At 67.1% G+C, this 21414-nt stretch carries 18 protein-coding genes, 1 tRNA gene and 2 pseudogenes; 14 read left to right on the forward strand and 7 right to left on the reverse strand.

All coding sequences use genetic code 11. From position 1 onward, the window contains the following. Positions 1-363, forward strand: a pseudogene (locus A5646_RS25560) (fumarylacetoacetate hydrolase family protein); the annotation flags it as partial. A 98-nt stretch (positions 364-461) separates the two neighbouring features. On the opposite strand, the gene A5646_RS25565 reads toward A5646_RS25560, so the two are convergent. Then, positions 462-2729, reverse strand: coding sequence for an ATP-dependent DNA ligase (locus tag A5646_RS25565; RefSeq protein ID WP_067025214.1), 2268 nt, complete (start codon positions 2727-2729; stop codon positions 462-464). A 129-nt stretch (positions 2730-2858) separates the two neighbouring features. Here A5646_RS25565 and A5646_RS25570 point away from each other — a divergent pair, with 129 nt between their 5' ends. From A5646_RS25570 to A5646_RS25590, 5 genes are all read left to right on the forward strand, one after another. Next, the gene (locus tag A5646_RS25570) at positions 2859-4385 is read left to right on the forward strand and encodes a mannitol dehydrogenase family protein (RefSeq protein ID WP_067025217.1); all 1527 of its coding nucleotides are present in this window, start codon (positions 2859-2861) and stop codon (positions 4383-4385) included. Beyond that, on the forward strand, positions 4382-5239 hold the full coding sequence (locus A5646_RS25575; RefSeq protein ID WP_067025219.1) for an HAD family phosphatase: 858 nt from the start codon (positions 4382-4384) through the stop codon (positions 5237-5239). The genes A5646_RS25570 and A5646_RS25575 overlap by 4 nt, the downstream gene beginning before the upstream one ends. A gap of 34 nt (positions 5240-5273) precedes the next feature. Further along, positions 5274-6686 (forward strand): mannitol dehydrogenase family protein, encoded by a 1413-nt coding sequence (locus A5646_RS25580; protein WP_082984856.1) that lies wholly within the window; start codon positions 5274-5276, stop codon positions 6684-6686. Further along, entirely contained in the window at positions 6683-7591 is a 909-nt protein-coding gene (locus A5646_RS25585; protein ID WP_067025222.1) for a carbohydrate kinase, read from the forward strand. The genes A5646_RS25580 and A5646_RS25585 overlap by 4 nt, the downstream gene beginning before the upstream one ends. Positions 7592-7687: 96 nt before the next feature. Then, positions 7688-8605, forward strand: coding sequence for a Ku protein (locus A5646_RS25590; protein WP_066866734.1), 918 nt, complete (start codon positions 7688-7690; stop codon positions 8603-8605). Between the two features lie 6 nt (positions 8606-8611). Here the strand turns inward: A5646_RS25590 and pstA are convergent, their stop codons facing one another. From pstA to A5646_RS28595, 4 genes and pseudogenes are all read right to left on the reverse strand, one after another. Then, complete coding sequence (pstA, locus tag A5646_RS25595) at positions 8612-9514, reverse strand: phosphate ABC transporter permease PstA (RefSeq protein ID WP_066866841.1); 903 nt, start codon at positions 9512-9514, stop codon at positions 8612-8614. Between the two features lie 49 nt (positions 9515-9563). Next, positions 9564-10538: a phosphate ABC transporter permease subunit PstC gene (gene pstC, locus A5646_RS25600; protein WP_156748919.1), complete on the reverse strand. Its 975-nt coding sequence runs from the start codon at positions 10536-10538 to the stop codon at positions 9564-9566. A gap of 30 nt (positions 10539-10568) precedes the next feature. Next, positions 10569-11681, reverse strand: a complete 1113-nt coding sequence (pstS, locus tag A5646_RS25605) for a phosphate ABC transporter substrate-binding protein PstS (protein WP_066866738.1) — start codon at positions 11679-11681, stop codon at positions 10569-10571. A gap of 244 nt (positions 11682-11925) precedes the next feature. Next, positions 11926-12196: pseudogene (locus A5646_RS28595) on the reverse strand (phosphate ABC transporter substrate-binding protein PstS); the annotation flags it as partial. Positions 12197-12333: 137 nt separating this feature from the next. Between A5646_RS28595 and A5646_RS25610 the strand changes: the two are divergent. The 8 genes from A5646_RS25610 (at position 12334) to A5646_RS25645 (ending at position 18457) form a co-directional block, all read left to right on the forward strand. Continuing rightward, positions 12334-13125, forward strand: coding sequence for an SDR family oxidoreductase (locus A5646_RS25610; RefSeq protein WP_066878698.1), 792 nt, complete (start codon positions 12334-12336; stop codon positions 13123-13125). A gap of 25 nt (positions 13126-13150) precedes the next feature. Then, positions 13151-14227: a diacylglycerol kinase gene (locus tag A5646_RS25615; protein WP_067025225.1), complete on the forward strand. Its 1077-nt coding sequence runs from the start codon at positions 13151-13153 to the stop codon at positions 14225-14227. Positions 14228-14327: 100 nt separating this feature from the next. Continuing rightward, positions 14328-15554, forward strand: coding sequence for an Nramp family divalent metal transporter (locus A5646_RS25620; protein ID WP_067025229.1), 1227 nt, complete (start codon positions 14328-14330; stop codon positions 15552-15554). Next, on the forward strand, positions 15555-16628 hold the full coding sequence (locus A5646_RS25625; RefSeq protein ID WP_067025232.1) for a poly-gamma-glutamate hydrolase family protein: 1074 nt from the start codon (positions 15555-15557) through the stop codon (positions 16626-16628). It abuts the gene before it with no gap. A gap of 7 nt (positions 16629-16635) precedes the next feature. Further along, a complete protein-coding gene (locus A5646_RS25630; protein WP_067025234.1) occupies positions 16636-17460 on the forward strand; it encodes an LLM class F420-dependent oxidoreductase in 825 nt (274 codons plus the stop codon). A gap of 49 nt (positions 17461-17509) precedes the next feature. Further along, a tRNA-Arg gene (locus tag A5646_RS25635) sits at positions 17510-17582 on the forward strand. 85 nt (positions 17583-17667) lie between these two features. Further along, positions 17668-18060, forward strand: coding sequence for a hypothetical protein (locus tag A5646_RS25640; protein ID WP_067025237.1), 393 nt, complete (start codon positions 17668-17670; stop codon positions 18058-18060). A 112-nt stretch (positions 18061-18172) separates the two neighbouring features. After that, a complete protein-coding gene (locus tag A5646_RS25645) occupies positions 18173-18457 on the forward strand; it encodes a hypothetical protein (RefSeq protein ID WP_067025240.1) in 285 nt (94 codons plus the stop codon). Between the two features lie 28 nt (positions 18458-18485). On the opposite strand, the gene A5646_RS25650 is transcribed toward A5646_RS25645, so the two are convergent. Next, positions 18486-19862, reverse strand: a complete 1377-nt coding sequence (locus tag A5646_RS25650) for a PPE family protein (RefSeq protein ID WP_067025242.1) — start codon at positions 19860-19862, stop codon at positions 18486-18488. Between the two features lie 28 nt (positions 19863-19890). Next, a complete protein-coding gene (locus tag A5646_RS25655) occupies positions 19891-21126 on the reverse strand; it encodes a PPE family protein (RefSeq protein WP_067025245.1) in 1236 nt (411 codons plus the stop codon). Positions 21127-21414: the final 288 nt, after the last annotated feature.

A 21414-nucleotide genomic window follows, 5' to 3' on the forward strand; every position in this document is an offset into this window, starting at 1 on the left:
CAGCGCACCCCGTCGGCGACCGTCCCGCTCGCCGACGCGCGACTGCTGGCACCGATTCCGCGCCCGCCGTCGATCCGCGATTCCCTGTGTTTTTTGGACCACATGCGCAACTGCCAAGCCGCACTGGGTGCCGGGCGGGTGCTCGCCGACACCTGGTACCGCATTCCCGCGTTCTACTTCGCCTGCCCGACAACGGTATTGGGCCCGTACGACGACGCCCCGACGGCACCCGGAAGCGCTTGGCAGGACTTCGAATTGGAGATTGCCGCGGTGATCGGGACCGGCGGAAAGGATCTCACCGTCGAGCAGGCCGAACAGGCCATCATCGGCTACACCATCTTCAACGACTGGTCCGCGCGCGATCAGCTCGAGCAGCGTCACCCCCGGCGGCAGCGCGTAGATGGTGTCGCCGGACAGGATCCCGACGCGCTCGCCGTCATCGCCTTGGTAGGTAACCCATTTCACTCGCGTACCACCTCACTTGCTTCCTTGTCCGGGCGCAGCCCCCGCCAACTCGATTGGCGCAACCGGTTATCCGGGGTCCACTCGCTATAGCGCACTTCACCCACCAGGACCGGCTCCACGTAGGTCACGCCCCGGGCTTCGCTGCGGGGCAGCGGTGGGTGGAACGGGGATTCATCGGTGTGCAGCGGAGCCAGCGTCTTCTTCAGGTTGGCCAGGTCGCGTTCGGTGAACCCGGTGCCGACGCGCCCCGCGAAGTACAGGCCGTCGGCGGTGGGGATGCCCATCAGCAGTGAGCCGATGCCGCTGCTGCGTCCGCCCTCCCCGGCCTTCCAGCCGCCGATCACGACTTCCTGGGTGTTCCAGTGCTTGTCCTTGATCCACGACGACGAGCGCCGCCCGGGCTGATAGGTGGCGTCACGCCGCTTGGCGATCACGCCCTCCCAGCCGCGCTCGCCCGAATGCTCCAGCGCCTGCGCGCCGTCTCCGGGCAGCAGTTCGGGAACGATGAGAGCGCTGCCCGCGGCCAGCATTTCCAGCACCTTGCGCCGGTCCGAGTAGCGGGCCCGCAGCAGCGAGCGGCCGTCGAGGTAGAGCACGTCGAACGCCCAGAATTCGACGCGGGAGCCGCGGCCGCGGTTCTGCATCTCGTGGAAGTTGGGCACACCCGAGCCGTCCAACACCACCGCTTCGCCATCGAGGACCACATGATGCGCGGCGAGATCGGTTGCCAGCGACTGTAATTCGGGATATTCCCGGGTGACCTCGCGGCCGCGGCGCGACCGTACCCGCAGCGCGCCGTGGTCGGCCTCGATCAACAGCCGGTAGCCGTCCCACTTGCCTTCGAATGCCCACTGGCTCGCCTTGAGTGCCGTCACCGAGCCGTGGGTGGCCAGCATGGGGGCGATCGTGTCGAACTCGAAAACGTTCTGGTCCTTCATCCGGTGCGCCAGCCACTGATCGCCGTTGGTTTGGATTAGCGCGTAGCGTCCGGAGATCTTGCTGCCGTGCAGATTGACGATCACCTCCCCTTTTCCGGCGGAGTCGTTGAACTTCTCGGCCTCGTAAGTTCCGGAGTCCCAGATGATCACCTTGCCCGCGCCGTACTCGCCCTTGGGAATGGTGCCTTCGAAACCGCCGTATTCCAACGGATGATCCTCGGTGTGGACCGCGAGGTGGTTCACCGACGTGGTCTCGGGCAGGTTCTTCGGCACCGCCCAGGACACCAGCACGCCGTCTCGTTCCAGCCGGAAGTCGTAGTGCAGCCGGCGGGCGTGGTGTTCCTGGATGACGAAGCTGTTGCCTTGTCCGACAGCGGGTTTCGCCACGGGTACCGGCTCGGGAGTTTTCGAAGCGTCGCGCATGCTGCGGTATTTCGTCAACCGATCCGGAACGGGCGCATCCTCGTCCAGCTCTGCAAGCAGGTCGCCGTCGCGGGCCACCCGCTCCAGCACCTCGTCATAGCGAAGTTGGCGCAGCGACGGGTCGTCGAGTTCGGCCCAGGTGCGCGGTGCCGCGACGGTGGGCTGTTCGCGTCCGCGCAGCGAGTAGGGCGCGATGGTCGTCTTGGAGCCGTTGTTCTGGCTCCAGTCCAGGAAGATCTTTCCGGCGCGCAGGCTCTTGGTCATGGTCGACGTCACCAGCTTGGGCATCGTCTTTTCCAGTTGTTGCGCAACACGTTTGGCCAACACCGTCGCGCCCTTGCTGCTCACCGGCTCGGCGAGCGGCGTGTACAGGTGCAGGCCCTTGCTTCCGCTGGTGAGCGGATAGGTAGTCAGCCCGATCCCGGTGATCAGTTCACGGACGGCGTGCGCCACCTCGGCCAGCTGAGCCATCGTGACGCCTTCACCGGGGTCCAGGTCGAACACCAGACGGGTCGCCGGTCCGGGTTTCAATTCCTCGGCCCGGCTACGGGTCCACTCGGCGACGAAGCGCCACTGGGGCACGTGGACCTCCAGCGCGGCCTGTTGGGCGATCCAGGCCAGACCGGTGGGGCTGTCGATGATCGGATATGTCGTCGTTCCGGATCGATGGGTCACGCTGGCGCGCGGCAGCCAGTCGGGCGCCGATGCGGCCAATTGCTTTTCGAAGAAGGACTCTTCGTCGACGCCGTTGGGCCACCGCTTGCGCGTGGCCGGACGGCCGGCGACGTGCGGGATCATCACCTCGGCGATTTGCGTGTAGTAGTCGAAGATTTCGCCCTTGGTGGTGCCGGTGGCGGGGTACAGCACCTTGTCGGCGTTGGTCAGTTTCACCCGCGGTGCCATGTTGTCAACCTACGCGTTTCGCGCGTGTTAACCGTTTTGACCTCCACTAATCGTGTCACAGTCGACTTTTTTTGTGACATGACTAACGAAGGGGTTAGATTGCCGATCGACCCGGGGCACAGACACACAATGTTTGACGTAGTCCCCTCCCCTTGGCGTCGAAACAGCGGCGTCCCACTCAGCGATGCGACGCTGCGACTGCATTCACAACGCGTCGACATCCCCACCTACGACCGGTCGGCCCTCGGCCGAGGAGTCGTCCACATCGGCGCGGGCAATTTCCACCGCGCACATCAGGCCGTCTACTTCGACGACTTGGCCCGTTCGGGCATCTCTGGGCGTTGGGGGGTGACCAGCGTCAGCCTGCATTCCCCCGACGTCAAACACCTGCTGTCGGCCCAGGACGGGCTGTACACCGTCGTGCAGCGCGGCCACGACCGCCAGACCGCCCGCGTGGTCGGCTCGATCGGCTCCGTGCATTACGCACCGAACGACGGCGCGGCCGTGCGTGCCGCCCTGGCAGACCCCCAAACCCGCATCGTCAGCCTGACCATCACCGACAACGGATACTTCCTCAACCCGGTCACCGACGAGTTCGACGCCGACCACCCCGACGTGCGCGCCGACCTCGTCTCCTCCGACGGTTTCGCCACCACGTGGGGATACCTGGCCGAAGCCCTGGATCGGCGCCGCCGCGCCGGCATCGCCCCCTTCACGGTGCTGTGCTGCGACAACGTTCCCGGCGACACCCAGCCCGCGAGAACCGCGCTGGTGTCGTTCGCCGCGTTGAAGGACCCCGGGCTCGCCCGCTGGATCGACACGCACGTCGCGTTCCCGTCGACCATGGTCGACCGCATCACCCCGCAAACCACCAAGTCCGAGCGCAAATTCGTCGAGCAGACGTTCGGCGTCGCCGACAAATGGCCGGTGGTGACCGAGCCGCATCGCCAGTGGGTGATCGAGGATTCGTTCAGCAACGGGCGACCACCGCTCGACGAGGTCGGCGCCGAGTTCGTCGCCGACGTCAGCGATCACAAGCTGATCAAAACCCGTCTTCTCAACGGAACCCACATCGCGCTTGCCTGCCTGGCCACCCTGGCCGGCTACCAGCGCACCGACGAGGCGATGCGGGACCGCATCATCTTCGACTACGTCGAACAGCTCCTGCGCGACGAGATTCAGCCGCTGCTGCCCCCGGTTCCCGGCATGAACACCCCCGAGTACCGGGGCACCTTGCTCGATCGGCTCAGCAACCCCCGGATGAGTGACCAGCTTTCGCGGCTGGCGCGGCGCGGAACGAACAAGATCGCGACGTTCGTGCTGCCCTCGCTGCAGGAGGCCATCGCCCAGGGCAGGCCGCACACGCTGCTGATGTTGGCCGTCGCCGGATGGGCGCGCTACATGCGCGGCCACGACCTCAACGGGCGCAAGCTGCGCCTGGAAGACTCGCAGGCGATTCCGGTCGCTAGGTTGGCCAACATGGCACGCAGTAACCCGGATCCGCTGCTGGGGCATGAGATGTTCGCCGAGGTGCGCGCGGTTCCCGGCTTCTCCCAGCGCCTGGGCGCGATGATCGTCGATATCGACGTGCGCGGTGTGGTGCCCACGCTGCGGGACGCGATGCGCAATGACGAGCGGGAGTTGGTGTCGCGATGACCGGCGGGTTGACCTTTGTGCGCGCCTTCGACCCGGCGCCGATCACCACGTTGCTGTGCGACGCCGACGACAACCTGTTCGGTTCGGAACGGCCGGCTTTCGACGCCTCGACCGAGGTGACCAATCGTTTCCTGGCCAGGTTCGGCGTGACCGCCCCGCTCAGCTCCGAGGAGTTGCGCAAGCGAGCCGTCGGGAAGAACTTCCGCACCACGGCCCTCGACCTGGCGGTGCAGTGCGTCGTGCCGCTCGAGCAGTCCCTGGCCCGGGGCCGTCCCGCGGCGGTGATCGCCAACGCCGACGACCTCGCGGGCGGCAACGCGCTGTCCGCCGACGAACTCGAGCAGTGGGTGGGCGAGGAGCGCGAACGGGTCACCGCTCATCTGGCTGCCACGCTGACCCCCGATCCGCAGGTGCTGGAGCCGCTGCGAGAACTCGCAACGCGCTACGCGCTGGCGGCCGTGAGCTCCAGCGCCACCAAGCGGTTGCGTGCCTGCTTCGCCGCCACCGGTCTGGACGCGCTGCTATCGGAGGCGGTGACGTTCAGTGCGGAGGATTCTCTTCCGGTGCCGACAAGCAAACCCGATCCCGCGGTGTACCTGCATTGCGGCCAGGTGCTGGGCGTGGCGGCCGAACAAGGGCTGGCCATCGAGGACTCGGTGGCGGGCGTGACGTCGGCGGTCGCGGCCGGCTACGCCACCATCGGCAACCTGATGTTCGTGCCGCCCGACGAACGGGATTGTCGCCGTGAGGAATTGATCGAGGCCGGTGCAGTCGCGATAACAGATTCGTGGCACGCTATCGCCGATGCCCTACTGTTGTCGGCCGCACCGGGCGGAGGTTCGGTAGCCAGGTGACGATCCGGGCACTGACCCGGGGAGGAGTTGGCCAATGGAGGCTGGCGGAATCAATCTGAACAATGCGACGCTCGCCACGCTGCCGATCGAGGCGCCGACCTATGACCGCGGCAGCGTGACCGTCGGCATCGCGCATATCGGCGCGGGTCATTTCCACCGCGCGCATCAGGCCGCGTACCTCAATCTGCTGCTGCAGCAGGGCCTGGCGCGCGAGTGGGGCATCTGCGGGGTCGGGGTGATGCCCGCCGACTGGACGATGCGCGATGTGCTCGACGATCAGGACGGGCTCTATACGCTGATCCTGGAAAAGCCCGACGGCAGCCGGGACGCCCACGTGATCGGCTCGATCATCGACTACCACTACGCCCCCGACGATCCGGAGCCGGCGGTGGAAGTGCTTGCGGCACCGGCCACCCGGATCATTTCGCTGACCATCACCGAGGGCGGGTATCGGGACCCGGACGGGCCCGCCTTCGCGTTGATCGTCGAGGCCCTGGACCGGCGTCGCCGGCGTGGGCTTCCCGCGCCGACGATCGTGTCGTGCGACAACATCGAGAACAACGGTGAGATCGCCCGGCGGGCCGTGCTGGCGAACGCCGAAAGCCGGGACCCCGCATTGGCGCAGTGGATCGATGAACGCGCCCGGTTCCCGAGTTCGATGGTTGACCGGATCACCCCGGCGACGACCCTGCAGATGGCCGCCGAGGTGCGGCGCGATTTCGGCATCAACGACCGGTGGCCGGTGGTGGCCGAGCCGTTCACCGCCTGGGTACTCGAGGACGATTTCGCCGACGGCAGGCCGCCGCTGGAAAAGGCGGGCGTGCTGCTGGTCGACGATGTCGCCCCGTACGAGCTGATGAAGCTGCGACTGCTCAACGCGGGCCATCAGTGCCTGGCCTACTTCGCCCATCTGTGCGGCTTCACGTTCGTCCACGAGGCCGCGAGCGATCCGTTGTTCGCCGAATTCCTGCTTGCCTACTTTGAATCCGAGGCCATCCCGACCTTGCCGCCGGTGCCCGGGATCGACCTGCACGACTACACCCGCACGCTGGTCGAGCGGTTCTCCAACCCTGGCGTGCGCGACACGGTGTCGCGGTTGTGTGCCTACTCGTCGGATCGCATTCCGAAATGGTTGATCCCGGTGATCTGCGACAACCTGGCCAGCGACGGCCCGGTTCAGGTGACGGCCGCGGTGGTGGCGAGCTGGGCCCGCTACGCCGAAGGCACCGACGAATGGGGTAAACCGTACGAGGTGGTGGATCAACTTGCGGATTCGCTGATCCCGATCGCGCGTTCGCAGTACGAGACTCCCACGGCGTTCATCGAAATCGCGGCCGTGTTCGGCGATTTGGCCCACCAGCCGCGCTTCGTCCAGGCCTACACCTGGGCGTTGGACTCGCTGCACCACAAGGGCGCCCGCGCGACGCTGGAGGCCTTGGTGCGATGACCCGCGGCCTGGTCATCGGCGAGTCGCTGATCGACATCGTCGGGGCCGACGAGCATGTCGGCGGTAGCCCGCTCAACGTCGCCGTCGGGCTCGGCCGGCTGGGCCGCGAGGTCGACTTCCTGACCTCCATCGCCGACGACGCGTACGGCAGGCGCATCGCGGACTACGTCGAATCCGCGGGCGTGCAACTGCTTTCGGATAGCACAACGGCGCGGCGCACCGCGACCGCGCGTTCAACGATCGCCGAAGACGGCTCGGCCGACTATGTTTTCGATCTGGACTGGCGGCTCTCCGGAACCCCGCCGGTCGCGCCGCCGCTTTTCGTGCACACCGGATCGATAGCCGCCGTGCAGGATCCGGGCTGCCTGGCGGTGGCGGCGCTGATCGATACCTATCGCGTCTCGGCCACCGTCACCTTCGATCCCAACGTGCGGCCGTCGCTGATCGCCGACCGGGAGCCGGCCGTCGCGCGCATCGAGCATCTCGTCGAACGCAGCGACATCGTGAAAGTCAGCGAGGAAGACCTGCGCTGGATCGACCCCACGCGGCCGCCCGAGCAGATCGCGCAGACGTGGCTGCGGTTGGGGCCCGCGATCGTGGCGGTGACGATGGCCGACCGCGGCGCGGTGGCTTTCTGCGCGGCCGGGGTGGCCCGGGTGCCGACCCGCGCGGTCCGCGTGGTCGACACCGTCGGGGCCGGCGACTCCTTCATGGCCGGCCTGCTCGACGCGCTGTGGGAATCGGAATCGTTGGGCGGTGACCGGCGCCCCGCGTTGCGCGAAATCGATGTGGACGCGCTGACCGCGGCACTCGAGACGGCGAGCATGTGTGCGGCGCTGACCGTCGCCCGCGCGGGAGCTGACCTGCCGGACCGGGCTGCGCTGGATGCCGCTTCGGCTCGCTAGGGGCGCCTCCCGTCGGTGCGCGGGCCCGGTCCAACGACCAAGGTCGTAGCCTCGTCGTGCTGTTGTGCCGCAGGCCCGCCGGGCATACTGATCTGCATGCGCTCCATCTGGAAGGGTTCCATCGCGTTCGGGCTGGTGAATGTCCCGGTCAAGGTGTACAGCGCCACCCAGGATCACGACATCAAGTTCCACCAGGTGCACGCCAAGGACAACGGCCGCATCCGATACCAGCGCATTTGCGAGGTGGACGGCGAGGTCGTCGAATACCGTGACATCGCCCGCGCCTACGAATCCGACGACGGCCGCACGGTCATCATCACCGACGACGACATCGCCACCCTCCCCGAGGAGCGCAGCCGCGAGATCGAGGTGCTGGAGTTCGTGCCGGCCAGCGACGTGGACCCGATGTTGTTCGACCGCAGCTATTTCCTGGAGCCCGACTCGAAGTCGTCGAAATCCTATGTGCTGCTGGCCAAGACGCTGGCCGAGACGGATCGGATGGCGATCGTGCATTTCACCCTGCGCAACAAGACCCGGCTGGCGGCTTTGCGCGTCAAGGACTTCGGCAAACGCGACGTGATGGTGATCCACACGTTGTTGTGGCCCGACGAGATTCGCGATCCGGACTTTCCGATCCTGGACAAGAAGGTCGAGGTCAAACCCGCCGAGCTCAAAATGGCCGGGCAGGTGGTGGATTCGATGGCCGAGGAGTTCAACCCCGACCGCTACCACGACGACTACCAGGAGCAGCTGCACGAGCTGGTCCAAGCCAAACTCGAAGGCGGAGAGGCGTTTACCACCGAGGAGAAGCCGAAGGAGCTGGACGAGACCGAGGACGTCTCCGACCTGCTCGCCAAGCTCGAGGCCAGCGTCAAGGCGCGCTCCGGTAACGGCAAGGCACCCGCGAAGAAGGCGCCGGCGAAGAAGGCCGCGGCGAAAAAGGCCCCTGCGAAGAAGACGGCCGCCAAGAAGGCTCCCGCCAAGAAGACGGCCTCAAAAGCGTCGTCGAAGTAAGCCCGCTCAGCGTTTGCGTGTGGCCAGGAAACGGGTCAGCGCGGCGACGATGTTGATGGCGGCGACCATGATGATCAGCGTCAGCGCCGCACCCCAGATCCGCAGGAAGCCCGCGTGTTCGGGGTTGGTGAGCTCGGTGTAGATCAGCAGCGGCAGCGAAGCCATGTTGCCGTGGAAGATGTCGAGGTTGATCGACCGGCTGTAGCCGACCAGCACCAGCACCGGCGCCGTTTCGCCGATCACCCGCGCGATGGACAGCAGGATGCCGGACACGATGCCAGGCATCGCGATCGGGAAGACGATCCGCACGATGGTCTTCCATTTGGACACACCGAGCGCATAGCTGGCTTCACGCAGGTCGTCGGGCACCAGCCGCAGCATCTCCTCGGCGGAGCGCACCACCACCGGCAACATCAGCAAGACCAGCGCCAGCGACACAGCGAACGAACTCTGCTGGAAGCCCAGCGTGGCGATCCAGAGGCTGAAGATGAACAGCGCCGCCACGATCGAGGGCACCCCGGCGAGCACGTCGACCATGAATGTCGTCAGCCGCACCAGGCGCCCGGATCCGTATTCGACCAGAAACACCGCGGTCATCAGTCCCAGCGGTACGGCCAGGGCCGCGGCCACCCCGGCCTGCACCAGCGTGCCGTACAGCGCGTGGTACACGCCGCCGGAGAACTGTTCCGGCAGCACGCCGTGCAGCGAATGCGTCCACCACCCCGACCGCGTCACGGCGTACCAGCCGCGTTCGATGACGATCCAAAGCACCCAGATCAGCGGCACCAGCGCGACGCAGAACGAGCCGAGGAAGAAGATGGTCGCGGCGTTGTTGGTGATCCGGCGCCGAAAGCTCAGCGGCCTGAACACCTCGACCTTGACCGGCCGGTCGAGCGCTTCAGCCGTCACGAGCGCCACTCCTCCTCATCGCTTCGCTCTGCATCGTCGCCGGCGCGGGTCATCCGTTGACCTTGCCGCCGGCGATCGCCCGCGCGAGCGCGTTGACGACGAACGTCAAGACGAACAGCGCGAACCCCGCCGAGATATACGCCCCGGTGGGCAACGGCTCGCTGAACTCGGCGGCCGCCGAGGCGATCTTCGAGGCGAACGTGTAGCCGCCGTCGAACAGCGACCAGTTACCCGGCCGGGCGGCCGACCGCAGGATGATCAGCACCGCCACGGTTTCGCCCAGCGCACGCCCCAACCCGAGCATCGAGGCCGCGATCACACCGCTGCGGCCGAACGGCAGCACGGTCATCCGCACCACTTCCCATTTGGTGGCGCCCAGCGCCTGGGCCGCTTCCATCTGGATGTGCGGGGTCTGCCGAAACACCTCACGCGAGACGGAGGTGACGATCGGCAGGATCATCACCGAGAGCACCACCGCGGCGGTGAAGATGGTCCCACCGCCGGCCAACGAGACGTTGCCCTGCTTGAACAGGAAAAACCAGCCGAGGTGGCGATTGAGATACGCCGCCACCGGCTCGATCTGGGGTGCCAGCACGAAAATCCCCCACAGCCCGAAGATGATCGACGGCACAGCGGCGAGCAGATCCACCACGGCGCCGAACGGGCGCGCCAGCCGCTTCGGCGCGTACTGGGTGAGGAACACGGCGATGCCGACCGCGACGGGGACGGCCAGCACCAGCGCGCTGACTGAACTGAGCACCGTGACCATCAGCAGGTCGCGGATACCGAACGCGAGGTTGTGCGGGTCGCTGGTGCTGAATTTGGCGCTGGTGAAGAAGTTCGCGTGGTTGACCCGCAGCGACGGGACGGCACGCAGCAACAGGAACACCGCGATCAACAGGATCGCGACCACGATCGTCGAACCGGCGGCGGCGGCGATCAGCTTGAACAGTCGATCGGCACGCCGTCCCACGTGTTCACTCAGCGCTGTGAGTGCCGGCTTCTCCGTGGTCGACGGGCTGATTGCTGTTCCTCGTGTCACGACCACCTCAGGTTATGTGATCGCGTTGATGGAAGCAGACAACCTCGCTTTGAACGCGTCAGGGATCGGGATATAGCCGTTGTCGGCCAGGCCGTTCTGCCCGGCGCCGATGGTGCTCTGCAGGAACGCCTTGACCGCGGTACCGATCTGGGCGTCGGGATACTTCGAGCAGACGATCTCGTAGGTCGCCAACACGATCGGGTAGGAACCGGCCTGGGTCGGCTTGTAGAACGAGAGCGTGTCGAGCACGAGGTCGTTACCCTGGCCGGCGATTTTGGCGCCGGCAATCGTCTTGCCCACCGAGTCGGCGCTGATCGACACCGCGTCCGGGCCGGCCGAGGTGACGATCTTGGCCATGTTCAGTTTCTGCGCCTGGGCAAACGACCACTCGTTGTAGGTGATGGATCCTTCGGTGGCCTTGATCGCCGCCGAGGTGCCGTCGTTGCCCTTGGCTCCCTCGCCGACCCCGCCCTTGAACGTCTTTCCAGCACCCTTGCCCCACGCGCCGTTGGCGGCGGCATCGAGGTACTTCTGGAAGTTGTCCGTGGTGCCGGATTCGTCGTTGCGGAACACGACGTGGATCGGTTCGGCGGGCAGCGTAACGCCGGGATTGAGCGCCTGGATCGCGGGGTCATTCCACGTCGTGATCGCGCCGTTGAAGATCTTCGCGGCAGTCGCGCCATCCAGGCTCAGCGAATTGACGCCGGTGACGTTGTAGGTGATGGCGATCGGACCGAATACCACCGGCAGATTCAGCGCCGGCGAACCGCAACGTTGTTGCGCCGCGGCGTATTCCTTCGGCGCCAGGGGCGAATCCGAACCGCCGAAATCCGTTTGCTTGCCGTTGAATTCGCTGATTCCCGCACCCGAACCGTTGGCGGTGTAGTTCAGCGTCTGGCCGGGGCAGGCCTGCTCGAACGCGTTGACGAAGCGGGTCATCGCATTGGCCTGGGCCGTCGAACCGCTGGCCTTGAGGGTCTTCGCCCCGCCGCAGCTCACCTTGCCCGATGCGGATCCGCTGGTAGCACTCGCGCCGGTCCCGTTGTTGTCGCTTCCGCATCCGGACAGCGCCAGCGCTGCGGCGCTGACGACACTGAGCACGGCGCCAAATCGGTTGAGTTTCAATTCGCTTCCTTACGGTAGGGATGAAACAGCATCGCCGCCGGTCGGTAACGCTGCGCCCCGACCGGCCCGTCTCGCAGCCACGAAGCTAACAGTAACAAGGTTAACTATGAGCAAACTGTTCGGCGATCGCCGCTGAACGCGTCGGCGACCCGCGTCGACGTGGGCGGGGGCCGAACGCGGTGTCACCTGGAAAGCGCGGGGCAGCAAAGAAAATGGCCCATCCGGCGAGGGCCCGTTCGGCGAATCACGCGATGGCGTCGATGGCAGCCGACAGCCGGGACTTGAACGACGCCGGTACCGGGATGTAGCCGTTGTCCGCCAAGCCGTTCTGCCCGCTCCCGATGGTGCTCTGCAGAAACGCCTTCACCGCCGCACCCACCTGGGGGGTCGGGGTACTTCGAACACACGATCTCGTAGCTGACCACCACGATCGGGTAGGACCCCGCCCGGGTCGGCCTATAGAACGAGAAGGTGTCCACGACCAAGTCGTTGCCCCGGCCGGTGAGGGTGGGGCCGGGTGCGGGCAGACTTCGTCTTCGGGTGGCGTCGACCGGCCGATATGCAAAAAGTAGAACCTGTTCCAGAAATGCCCGTTCCGAGACGGCGCGGCTTGCTACCGTGTCGGCTGATACCGAAACGAAGAGAGGCCGCCATGATCCTTGACAGGTTCCGTCTCGACGACAAAGTCGCCGTCATCACCGGTGCAGGCCGTGGCCTCGGCGCGGCCATCGCGCTGGCCTTCGCCGAGGCGGGCGCGGATGTTCTCATCGCCTCGCGCACGGAATCACAACTAGAAGCCGTCGCCGAGCAGGTCCGCGGCGTCGGGCGGCGGGCCCACGTGGTGGCCGCCGACCTGGCGCACCCGGAGTCCACCGCGGAGCTCGCCGGCCAGGCCGTCGAGGCCTTCGGAAAACTAGACATCGTCGTCAACAACGTCGGCGGGACCATGCCCAACACGCTGTTGACCACCTCGACGAAGGATCTCAAGGACGCCTTCACCTTCAACGTCGCCACGGCCCACGCGCTGACGCTGGCGGCGGTGCCGTTGATGCTGGAGCACTCCGACGGCGGCAGCATCATCAACATCACCTCGACCATGGGCCGGCTGGCCGGGCGTGGTTTCGCCGCCTACGGCACCGCCAAGGCCGCGCTGTCGCACTACACCCGGTTGACCGCCCTGGATTTGTGCCCGCGGATTCGGGTCAACGCGATCGCCCCGGGTTCGATCCTGACCTCCGCGTTGGACGTGGTTGCCTCCAACGATGAACTACGGGCACCGATGGAGAAGGCCACACCGATGCGCCGCCTCGGTGACCCCGTCGACATCGCCGCTGCCGCAGTCTATTTGGCCTCGCCCGCGGGCAGCTTCCTCACCGGCAAGACGCTCGAGGTCGACGGCGGCCTCACCTTCCCCAACCTCGACATCCCCGTCCCGGATCTGTGACCCCTGACCACTTGAGGAGCACGTCATGCCCATCCCCGTCGTCCAATTGGGCACCGGCAACGTCGGTATCCACGCGCTGCGGGCGCTCATCACCAATCCGGAGTTCGACCTCAAAGGCGTCTGGGTCTCGTCCGAAGCAAAGGCCGGCAAGGACGCGGCAGAACTTGCGGGACTTACCGACTCGACCGGCGTGCTGGCGAGCACCGACCTGGATGCCGTACTGGCCACCGGGCCGCAGTGCGCCGTGTACAACGCGCTGGCCGACAACCGGCTGCCCGAGGCGCTCGAGGACTACCGGCGCGTCCTGGCCGCCGGCATCAACATCGTCGGCAGTGGCCCGGTGTTCTTGCAGTACCCGTGGCAGGTGATTCCCGAGGAGCTCATCAAGCCCCTGGAAGAGGCTGCGCAACAAGGTAATTCGAGCCTCTATGTCAACGGTATCGATCCCGGCTTCGCCAACGACCTGTTACCGCTGGCGCTGGCCGGCACCTGCCAGAGCATCCAGCAGATCCGGTGCATGGAGATCGTCGACTACGCCACCTATGACAGCGCCGCGGTCATGTTCGACGTCATGGGGTTCGGCAAGCCGCTGGACGACATCCCGATGCTGCTGCAGCCCGGCGTGCTCAGCCTGGCGTGGGGATCGGTGATCCGTCAGATCGCGGCGGGCCTGGGCGTTGCGCTCGACGAGGTCACCCAGGACTACGTGCGCATCCCGGCCCCCGAGGACTTCGACATCGCCTCGGGCCATATCGCCAAGGGCACCGCCGCGGCGCTGCGCTTCGAGGTGTTCGGCAAGGTCGACGGCCACCCCGTCGTCGTCCTCGAACACGTCACCCGGCTGCGCGAGGACCTGTGTCCCGACTGGCCGCAGCCGGCCCAAGAAGGCGGCTCTTATCGCATCGAGATCACCGGCGAGCCGTCCTACGCCATGGATGTCTGTCTGAGCAGCCGCAAGGGCGACCACAACCACGCCGGCCTGGTGGCGACCGCGATGCGCGTCGTCAACGCGATCCCCGCGGTGATCGCCGCCGAACCGGGCATCGTGACCACCCTGGACCTGCCGCTGGTCACCGGCAAGGGGCTCTACCTGCCGCAGTGATGCGCGACGGGCGGGAAACGCCCTAGCCGCTGCGGGTCGCGCCCAGATGTTCGACTACCCTCACTTTCTTATTCGGTGAAGTGAATCGAGGGTCGGCACGTTGGGGCAGCGCACCCAGGGCTCGCTCAAGGGCAACTGGTACTTGCTCGGGCCCGCGTTCGTCGCCGCGATCGCCTACGTCGACCCCGGAAACGTCGCGGCCAACGTCAGCGCCGGCTCGCAGTACGGCTACCTGCTGTTGTGGGTGATCGTGGCGGCCAACGTGCTGGCGGGGCTGGTGCAGTACCTGTCGGCGAAGCTGGGGCTGGTCACCGGGCGCTCCCTGCCCGCCACGATCGGCAAGCGGATGGGCCGCCCGGCTCGGCTCGTCTACTGGGCTCAGGCCGAACTCGTGGCCATTGCCACCGATGCGGCCGAGGTCGTCGGCGGGGCCATCGCCTTGCACATTCTGTTCAACCTGCCGCTGCTGGTGGGCGGCGTGATCACCGGCCTGGTCGCCTTGCTGCTGTTGGGAATTCAGGATCGGCGCGGACAGATCATCTTCGAGCGCGTCATCACCGGCCTGCTGCTGGTGATCGCGGTCGGGTTCGCGGCGAGCTTCTTTGTCAAGACCGCCCCTCCTGAGGAGATGCTCGGCGGCCTGGTGCCCCGGTTCCACGGCACCGAAAGCGTGCTGTTGGCGGCCGCCATCCTGGGCGCCACCGTCATGCCGCACGCGGTCTACATGCATTCGGGTCTGGTCCTGGACCGGCACGGCCATCCCGACGAGGGGTCACACCGGCGCCTGCTGCTGCGCGTCACCCGCTGGGATGTGGTGCTGGCGATGACGGTCGCCGGCACGGTGAACGCCGTGATGCTGATCATCGCCGCGATCAACCTGCAGCACCGCGACGTGAGCGCCTCCATCGAGGGTGCCTACTCCGCGATCCACAACACGCTGGGCGCGACCATCGCGGTGCTGTTCGCGATCGGGCTGCTGGCATCGGGTCTGGCGTCGTCGTCGGTGGGCGCCTACGCCGGCGCCATGATCATGCAGGGGTTGCTGCACCGCTCGGTCCCCATGGTGCTGCGCCGGTTGATCACCCTGGTGCCCGCCCTGGTGATCCTGGCGGTGGGGTTCGATCCCACCCGCGCGCTGGTGTTGTCCCAGGTGGTCTTGTCGTTCGGAATACCTTTTGCCGTGCTGCCTTTGATCAAGCTGACCAGCGATCGCGGCCTGATGGGCGGCGACGTCAATCACCGCATCATCACCATTCTCGGCTGGGCCGTCGGCGTATTGATTAGTCTGCTTAACGTGGTGCTCATCTGGCTGACGGTGACCGGCTGAATGCCGGCCCGCCGGCACCTTTACTTCGCATACGGGTCGAACCTATGCGTCCGTCAGATGGCGCAGCGCTGCCCCGACGCCGCGGATCCGCGGCCGGCGGTGCTGGCCGACCACGACTGGCTGATCAACCAGCGCGGCGTGGCCACCGTCGAACCGCTCGCCGGTAACCAGGTTTACGGGGTGGTCTGGCAGATCTCCGACGGTGACTTGGCGACGTTGGACAGCGCCGAGGGTGTGCCGGTGCGCTACCGGCGCGACGAAATGACCGTGCACACCGACGACGGACCGGCGCCGGCCTGGGTGTACATCGACCACCGGGTGACGCCGGGCCCACCGCGGCCGGGCTACCTACCCAAAATCATCGACGGCGCCACCCAGCACGGGTTGCCGCAACGCTGGGTCGACTTCTTGCGCCGCTGGGATCCGGCCGGCTGGCCCCGCCTGAAATCGTCGACGTCCGGGGCTGGGCCGCAATCGTTTTCGGTGTTGCTGAGCGAGCCCGGGGTGACGGAGAGCAGCCAATTGCGTTCGCGTTTCGGCTTTTTGGCGATCCACGGCGGTGGGCTGGAAGAGATGACGGACGTCATCGCCGAACGCGCCGCCGAGGAGGCCGGTGCGTCGGTGTATGTGGTGCGCCATCCCGATCGCTACCCGCACCACCTGGCGTCGGCGCTGTTCGACCCGGCCGAATCACCGCGGCTCGCCGAGTTCCTCGACCATGTGGACGTCGCGGTGTCACTGCACGGGTACGGCCGCGACGGCCGCAGCACCCAGCTACTGGCGGGGGGCCGCAACCGGGCGCTGGCCGCCCACCTGGCCCGGCACGTCCGGCTGGACGGCTACCAGTTGATCACCGACCTCGACGAGATCCCACCGGAACTGCGTGGCCTGCATCCGCGCAACCCGGTGAACCGGGTGCGTGCCGGTGGAACCCAGCTGGAGCTCTCGGCGCGGGTCCGCGGGATCAGCCCGCGCAGCCCGCTGCCGGGTGACGACGGTTTGTCGTCGGTCACCAGCGCCCTGATCCAGGGGTTGGCCGACGCCGCCCGCAGTTGGTCGATATCGCATCGTTGAACGGAGAATGTTGGTGGCCAAGGATTTTCGCTTCGGAATGAGCATGCGGTTCTTCAAGTCGCGCGATGCCCTGCTGTACAAGGCCAAGCGCGCTGAGGACGCCGGCTTCGACATCCTCTGTGTGCCCGACCATTTGGGCGCCGCCGCGCCCTTCCCGACGCTGACCGCGGTCGCGATGGCCACCACGACGCTGCGGCTGAGCATGTATGTGCTCAATTCGGCGTTCTACAAGCCGGCCCTGCTCAGCCGGGACATGCAGGCACTGGACCTGCTCGGCGACGGCCGCCTGGAGATCGGGCTGGGCACCGGTTACGTCCGCGAGGAGTTCGAAGCCGCGGAGATCCCGTATCCCAGCGCCCGCGAGCGGGTCGACTACCTCGAACACATGACGAAGTACCTGAAAGCGCACCACCCGTCGACGCCGCTGATCATCGCCGGCAACGGCGATCGGGTGCTGACGATCGCCGCCCGCAACGCCGACATCATCGGGCTGACCGGATCCAGGGTGCGCGACGTCGAGGACCCGTTCGCCGAGCGGGTCGACTTCGTCCGCAAGGCCGCCGGAGATCGGTTCGACTCGCTGGAGCTGAATCTGGCCATCACCGCGATGCCGCGGGCCGGCGAGACCGAGCCCGACCTCAAGCTGACCCGCGCCTATTCGCCGGATCTGTCCGACGAGGAGATCCTGTCGCAGCCCTCGGTGCTCAGCGGTTCGCCGCGCGAGATCGCCGACACCTTGTCCGGGTACCGGGAGAAGTACGGCGTCTCGTCCTTCACCGTGCAGGACAACAACATCGAGAACTTCTCGAAGGTGATCGCCGAACTGCGCTGACCGCCGTGGCGATTCAGGGGTCGGCCTGCCGGTAAGCTCAGGCCCGTCCGCCCTCGTAGCTCAGGGGATAGAGCACGGCTCTCCTAAAGCCGGTGTCGCAGGTTCGAATCCTGCCGGGGGCACCGCATAATGTGTGACGGGCCGCCACTGTCATGGCCAGTCCGGCGAGGGGTATGAATCGGCGGCACGGCGCAAGAGGATGGTCGGATGACCACCTCACCGAACCGCGTTCTCATCCCGACATTCGCCGCGCTGCGCTTCGCCACCGGCGTGACCGCATGGGCGGCTCCGGCCAAGGCCGCGCGCCTGTTTGGGCTGGCCGGCGCCGAGCGGCAGCCCTTCACCACCCAGCTGTTCGGGTCTCGCGAATTGACGCTGGCCCTCGCCGTCACGGATGCCTCTCCGCGGTTGCGCACCCGCGCGCTACAACTTGGGCTGCTCACCGACGCACTGGACGTCATCGGGGCGCTACGCGGCGTCCAACGCCAGACGCTGCCGCCGGCCGGTGCCGTCATCACCGGCGGCGGCGCGGCGTTGTTTCTCGGCTTGGGACTTGCCGCGTTGGCAAACCAGAATCGCGCCGGCGCCTCGACGGCGTGAGCCGGGTGGTGAGTTGGGTCACGTCGTCGCCCGATCGGGCAACCTTCCGATCGTCCAGGTGTTGCAACACCTAGTCACTCAACGAACGGTGACCCCACCTAGCGAGGCTGACATGCAGACCCCCACCGGAGGACGTTTCGGCGCCCGCTACCCGATCGCCGAGACACTGTGGATCATCGCGGGCACAATCTTGTTGCTCGCCTTCGGGGACGTCGTAATCGTATTGGCCTTGGCGGTCGGCTTCGTGGGTATGACGGCCGCCTGGTGGATTCATCGCGACGCCCGCCCGCGCAGCGGTGACGAGGCCTTGGCTTCGGTGTCTCACCTGCCGGCCGACGCGCGCGACCTGACGATGGCGTCGGCGCACGCACCGTGGCATCGCCGCCGCGCGGCCTAGCGGCGCCACAGGCCGAGCCCACGTTTGGCTACCCCCAGGTGGCCCGGGGTGGTGTGGCCTTGGACTTCTCGGCAGAGGACAAGTGCACGGCATGGACGCCCGGTTTCTTGGCCAGCTGGTCTAGAAGGCTTTCCAGGTGCGCCTTGTCGGTATGCCAGTGCTGAACCGCCTCGGGCGCCTGTTGCAGTTCCGCCAGGACGGTCTTCAGCTTGTCCGGCGTGTCGGCGTCGTCGTCCGACCGGCGTCCCACCCCCCGCAGGGCGGTTCCGGTGATCCCGCGGGGCACCGCACCGCCCAGGGCGCTTCCGGCCAAGGCCGCCAGGGCAATTTCGCCAGCGAGACCACTCGTGCTCGCCATGACCGTCGGCGCTGCCGCCGCGCTGGTGCACTCCAGCAAGGTGGCGGCCAACTTGATCCCCGGGCTGGCCACCGCCCAGCTCGGCGGTACGGATAACGCTCCTGCCAGGCCGGCGCTGCCGACACTTGCGGACACGGCGGACGCGCCGGCCGTCGTGGCCGCCTGCGTGCTCGAGCCGAGCGCGGCGAACAGCGGTCCCTCCAGGTCGACCGCCGTGTCGCTCCAGGTCCGTGCCGTCACCACCAGGCCCAAGCTCAGGCTGAGCAACGTGTCGTTCACCGGACGAATGGCTTTGGTGACGAACTCGACGTTCGCGGCGATCCGCGCCAGCGGTGTGGAGTTCAGGTTGTTCAGCCATGTCGCCAACGACGACGGATCCGCTGCGGGGGATGCAGCCGGCGCTGCCAGGCTTTGCAAGGTTCGCGGCGTCGAGGACATCAACTGCGACAGGGCGGATTGCGCGTTGGCCGGAGCGACGCCGGCGGCCTGGGCGACGGCGCCCGATTGACCGAACGCTCCGGCGGGATTGGTGGTTTGTGGCGCCGAGTCGAACGGCGTCATCTGCGCGGCGGTCGCCGAGGATCCGGCGTAGCCGTACATCACCGCGGCGTCTTGCGCCCACATCTGCCCGTACTCCGCCTCCGTGGCCGCGATCGCGGCAGCGTTGTGGCCCAGCACATTGGTCGCCACCAGTGCCGTCAGCCGGCTGCGGTTCTCCGCGATCGCCACCGGGGGCACCGTCGCCGTGAACGCGGTCTCGTAGGCGGCCACCGCCGCCCTGGCCCGCGCGGCGGCCTGCTCGGCCTGCGCGGCGGTGAGACTCATCCATTCCACGTAGGGTGCAACCGCGGCCGCCATGGCCGCCGACGACGGCCCCTGCCAACCGCTGGCCAGGTTGGAAATCACCGCGTCGTACGCTGCCGCCGCAGAGTGCAGCTGAGCGGCCAAGCCATCCCACGCCGACGCGGCGGCCAACATCGGCCCCGAACCGGGACCCGCATACATCCGAGCGGAGTTGATCTCCGGGGGTAAGGCTCCAAAATCCATTGCTGCTCCTCGATATTGGCGACGGCAGCTAGTCCCGCGCGTCGTCGGCGTTGATGACGATGATGGTGGCGGTAGTTGCCGCCCGCCCGAATGCGCTGCCCCCGAGGCTCATTCCGCGAGTAGAACCACCGCCGGCGGCAGCCACGGCACGCCCGGCCAGACCCGAAGCGGCCATATTGCCGAACAGCGACCCCTGCCCCTCTGCCGCCAGTGCCGCCGGCGCACCGGCGACTGTGGTTTGTGGCAACACCATGGCGACCGGCCGAACTTCCGGGGCGGCGGCGGCCCATCCCTGTGGCACCGACAGGCGCCCGACCATGGCCGCTCGGCCTATCCCCGTTGGAACTTCGGCACCACCGGGCCTCGGTGAGCCGACCACGCGGTTGCCCGGCTCGGCCCCGCCGCCGAGCTGGGCCAGCTTGAGTCGGTCGCGGTCCAGCCGCTGCCTGGCACTGTTCACATTGGCCACGTTTTGTGGCACCAGATAGTTTTCGACGCCCAGCAGATAAGGGCTGCCGCCGATGCCGAAGAGCGACACTGGGCCCAGTGGACCCGTGAGCGCCGAGTCGAGAGCCGACAGCAGCGACGGGGGGTCGGCAGCAGCAGCAGCAGGCGTGGTCAGGCTCTGCAGTGATTGAGGCACGACGGACATCAGTTGCGGCAGAGCCGATTGCGTGTGGGTCACGACCGACCCGCCGGCAGCGTTGGCGACGGTAGCGGCTTGTGCCGCCGTCCCGGCCGGGTTGGCGGTCTGCGGCGCCTGGGTGAACGGCGTCATCTGAGCGGCGGCCGCCGAGGAACCGGCATAGCCGTACATCGCCGCGGCATCCTGGGCCCACATCTCGGCGTACTCGGCCTCGGTTGCCATGATCGCCGGAGTGTTTTGACCGAGGAGGTTGGTCGCGATCAGCGCCATCAACCGCGCACGGTTGGCGGCGACGATCGGCGGCGGCACGGTCGCGGCGAACGCGGCTTCATAGGCGGCCACCGCCACTCGCGCCTGATCGGCGGCCTGCTCGGCTTGGGCGGCGGTCAAGCTCATCCACGCGACATACGGCGCTGCCGCCGCCGCCATCATGCCCGACGAGAGGCCTCGCCAATCACCGGTCAGGCTCGCGATCACCGACTCGTACGACGCCGCCGCGGAGTGCAGCTGGACGGCCAACCCATCCCACGCCGCCGCGGCGGCCAGCATCGGGCCGGCGCCGGGGCCGACGTACATCCTGCCGGAGTTGACTTCCGGCGGTAGGAATCCGAAATCCATTGTTATCCCACCTGATTCAGCGGCACGGCGGTCGCACCTCGAGGCAAACCCGCACCGGCCGCAGTACCGGTTTACTGATTGGAAAATTATTTGCGGCCCGGCGTCGCGAGCCCGATTCGCTTTCGGTGCCGGGGGTGCAATACCGACCGGCTCGTGACCGGGCTGCGAGCGGCCGGTCGAGTGCTCTGACGTAAGTTGTTGATTCGCACATCGATTCGACGAATCACAGTCCGCGACCAGGAATTCCGGCAGGGAACTCGGAGAACCTTGCGACGTGGCTACGGCAGT

Source organism: Mycobacterium sp. 1245499.0 (assembly GCF_001673615.1).
Lineage (GTDB): Bacteria > Actinomycetota > Actinomycetes > Mycobacteriales > Mycobacteriaceae > Mycobacterium > Mycobacterium europaeum_A.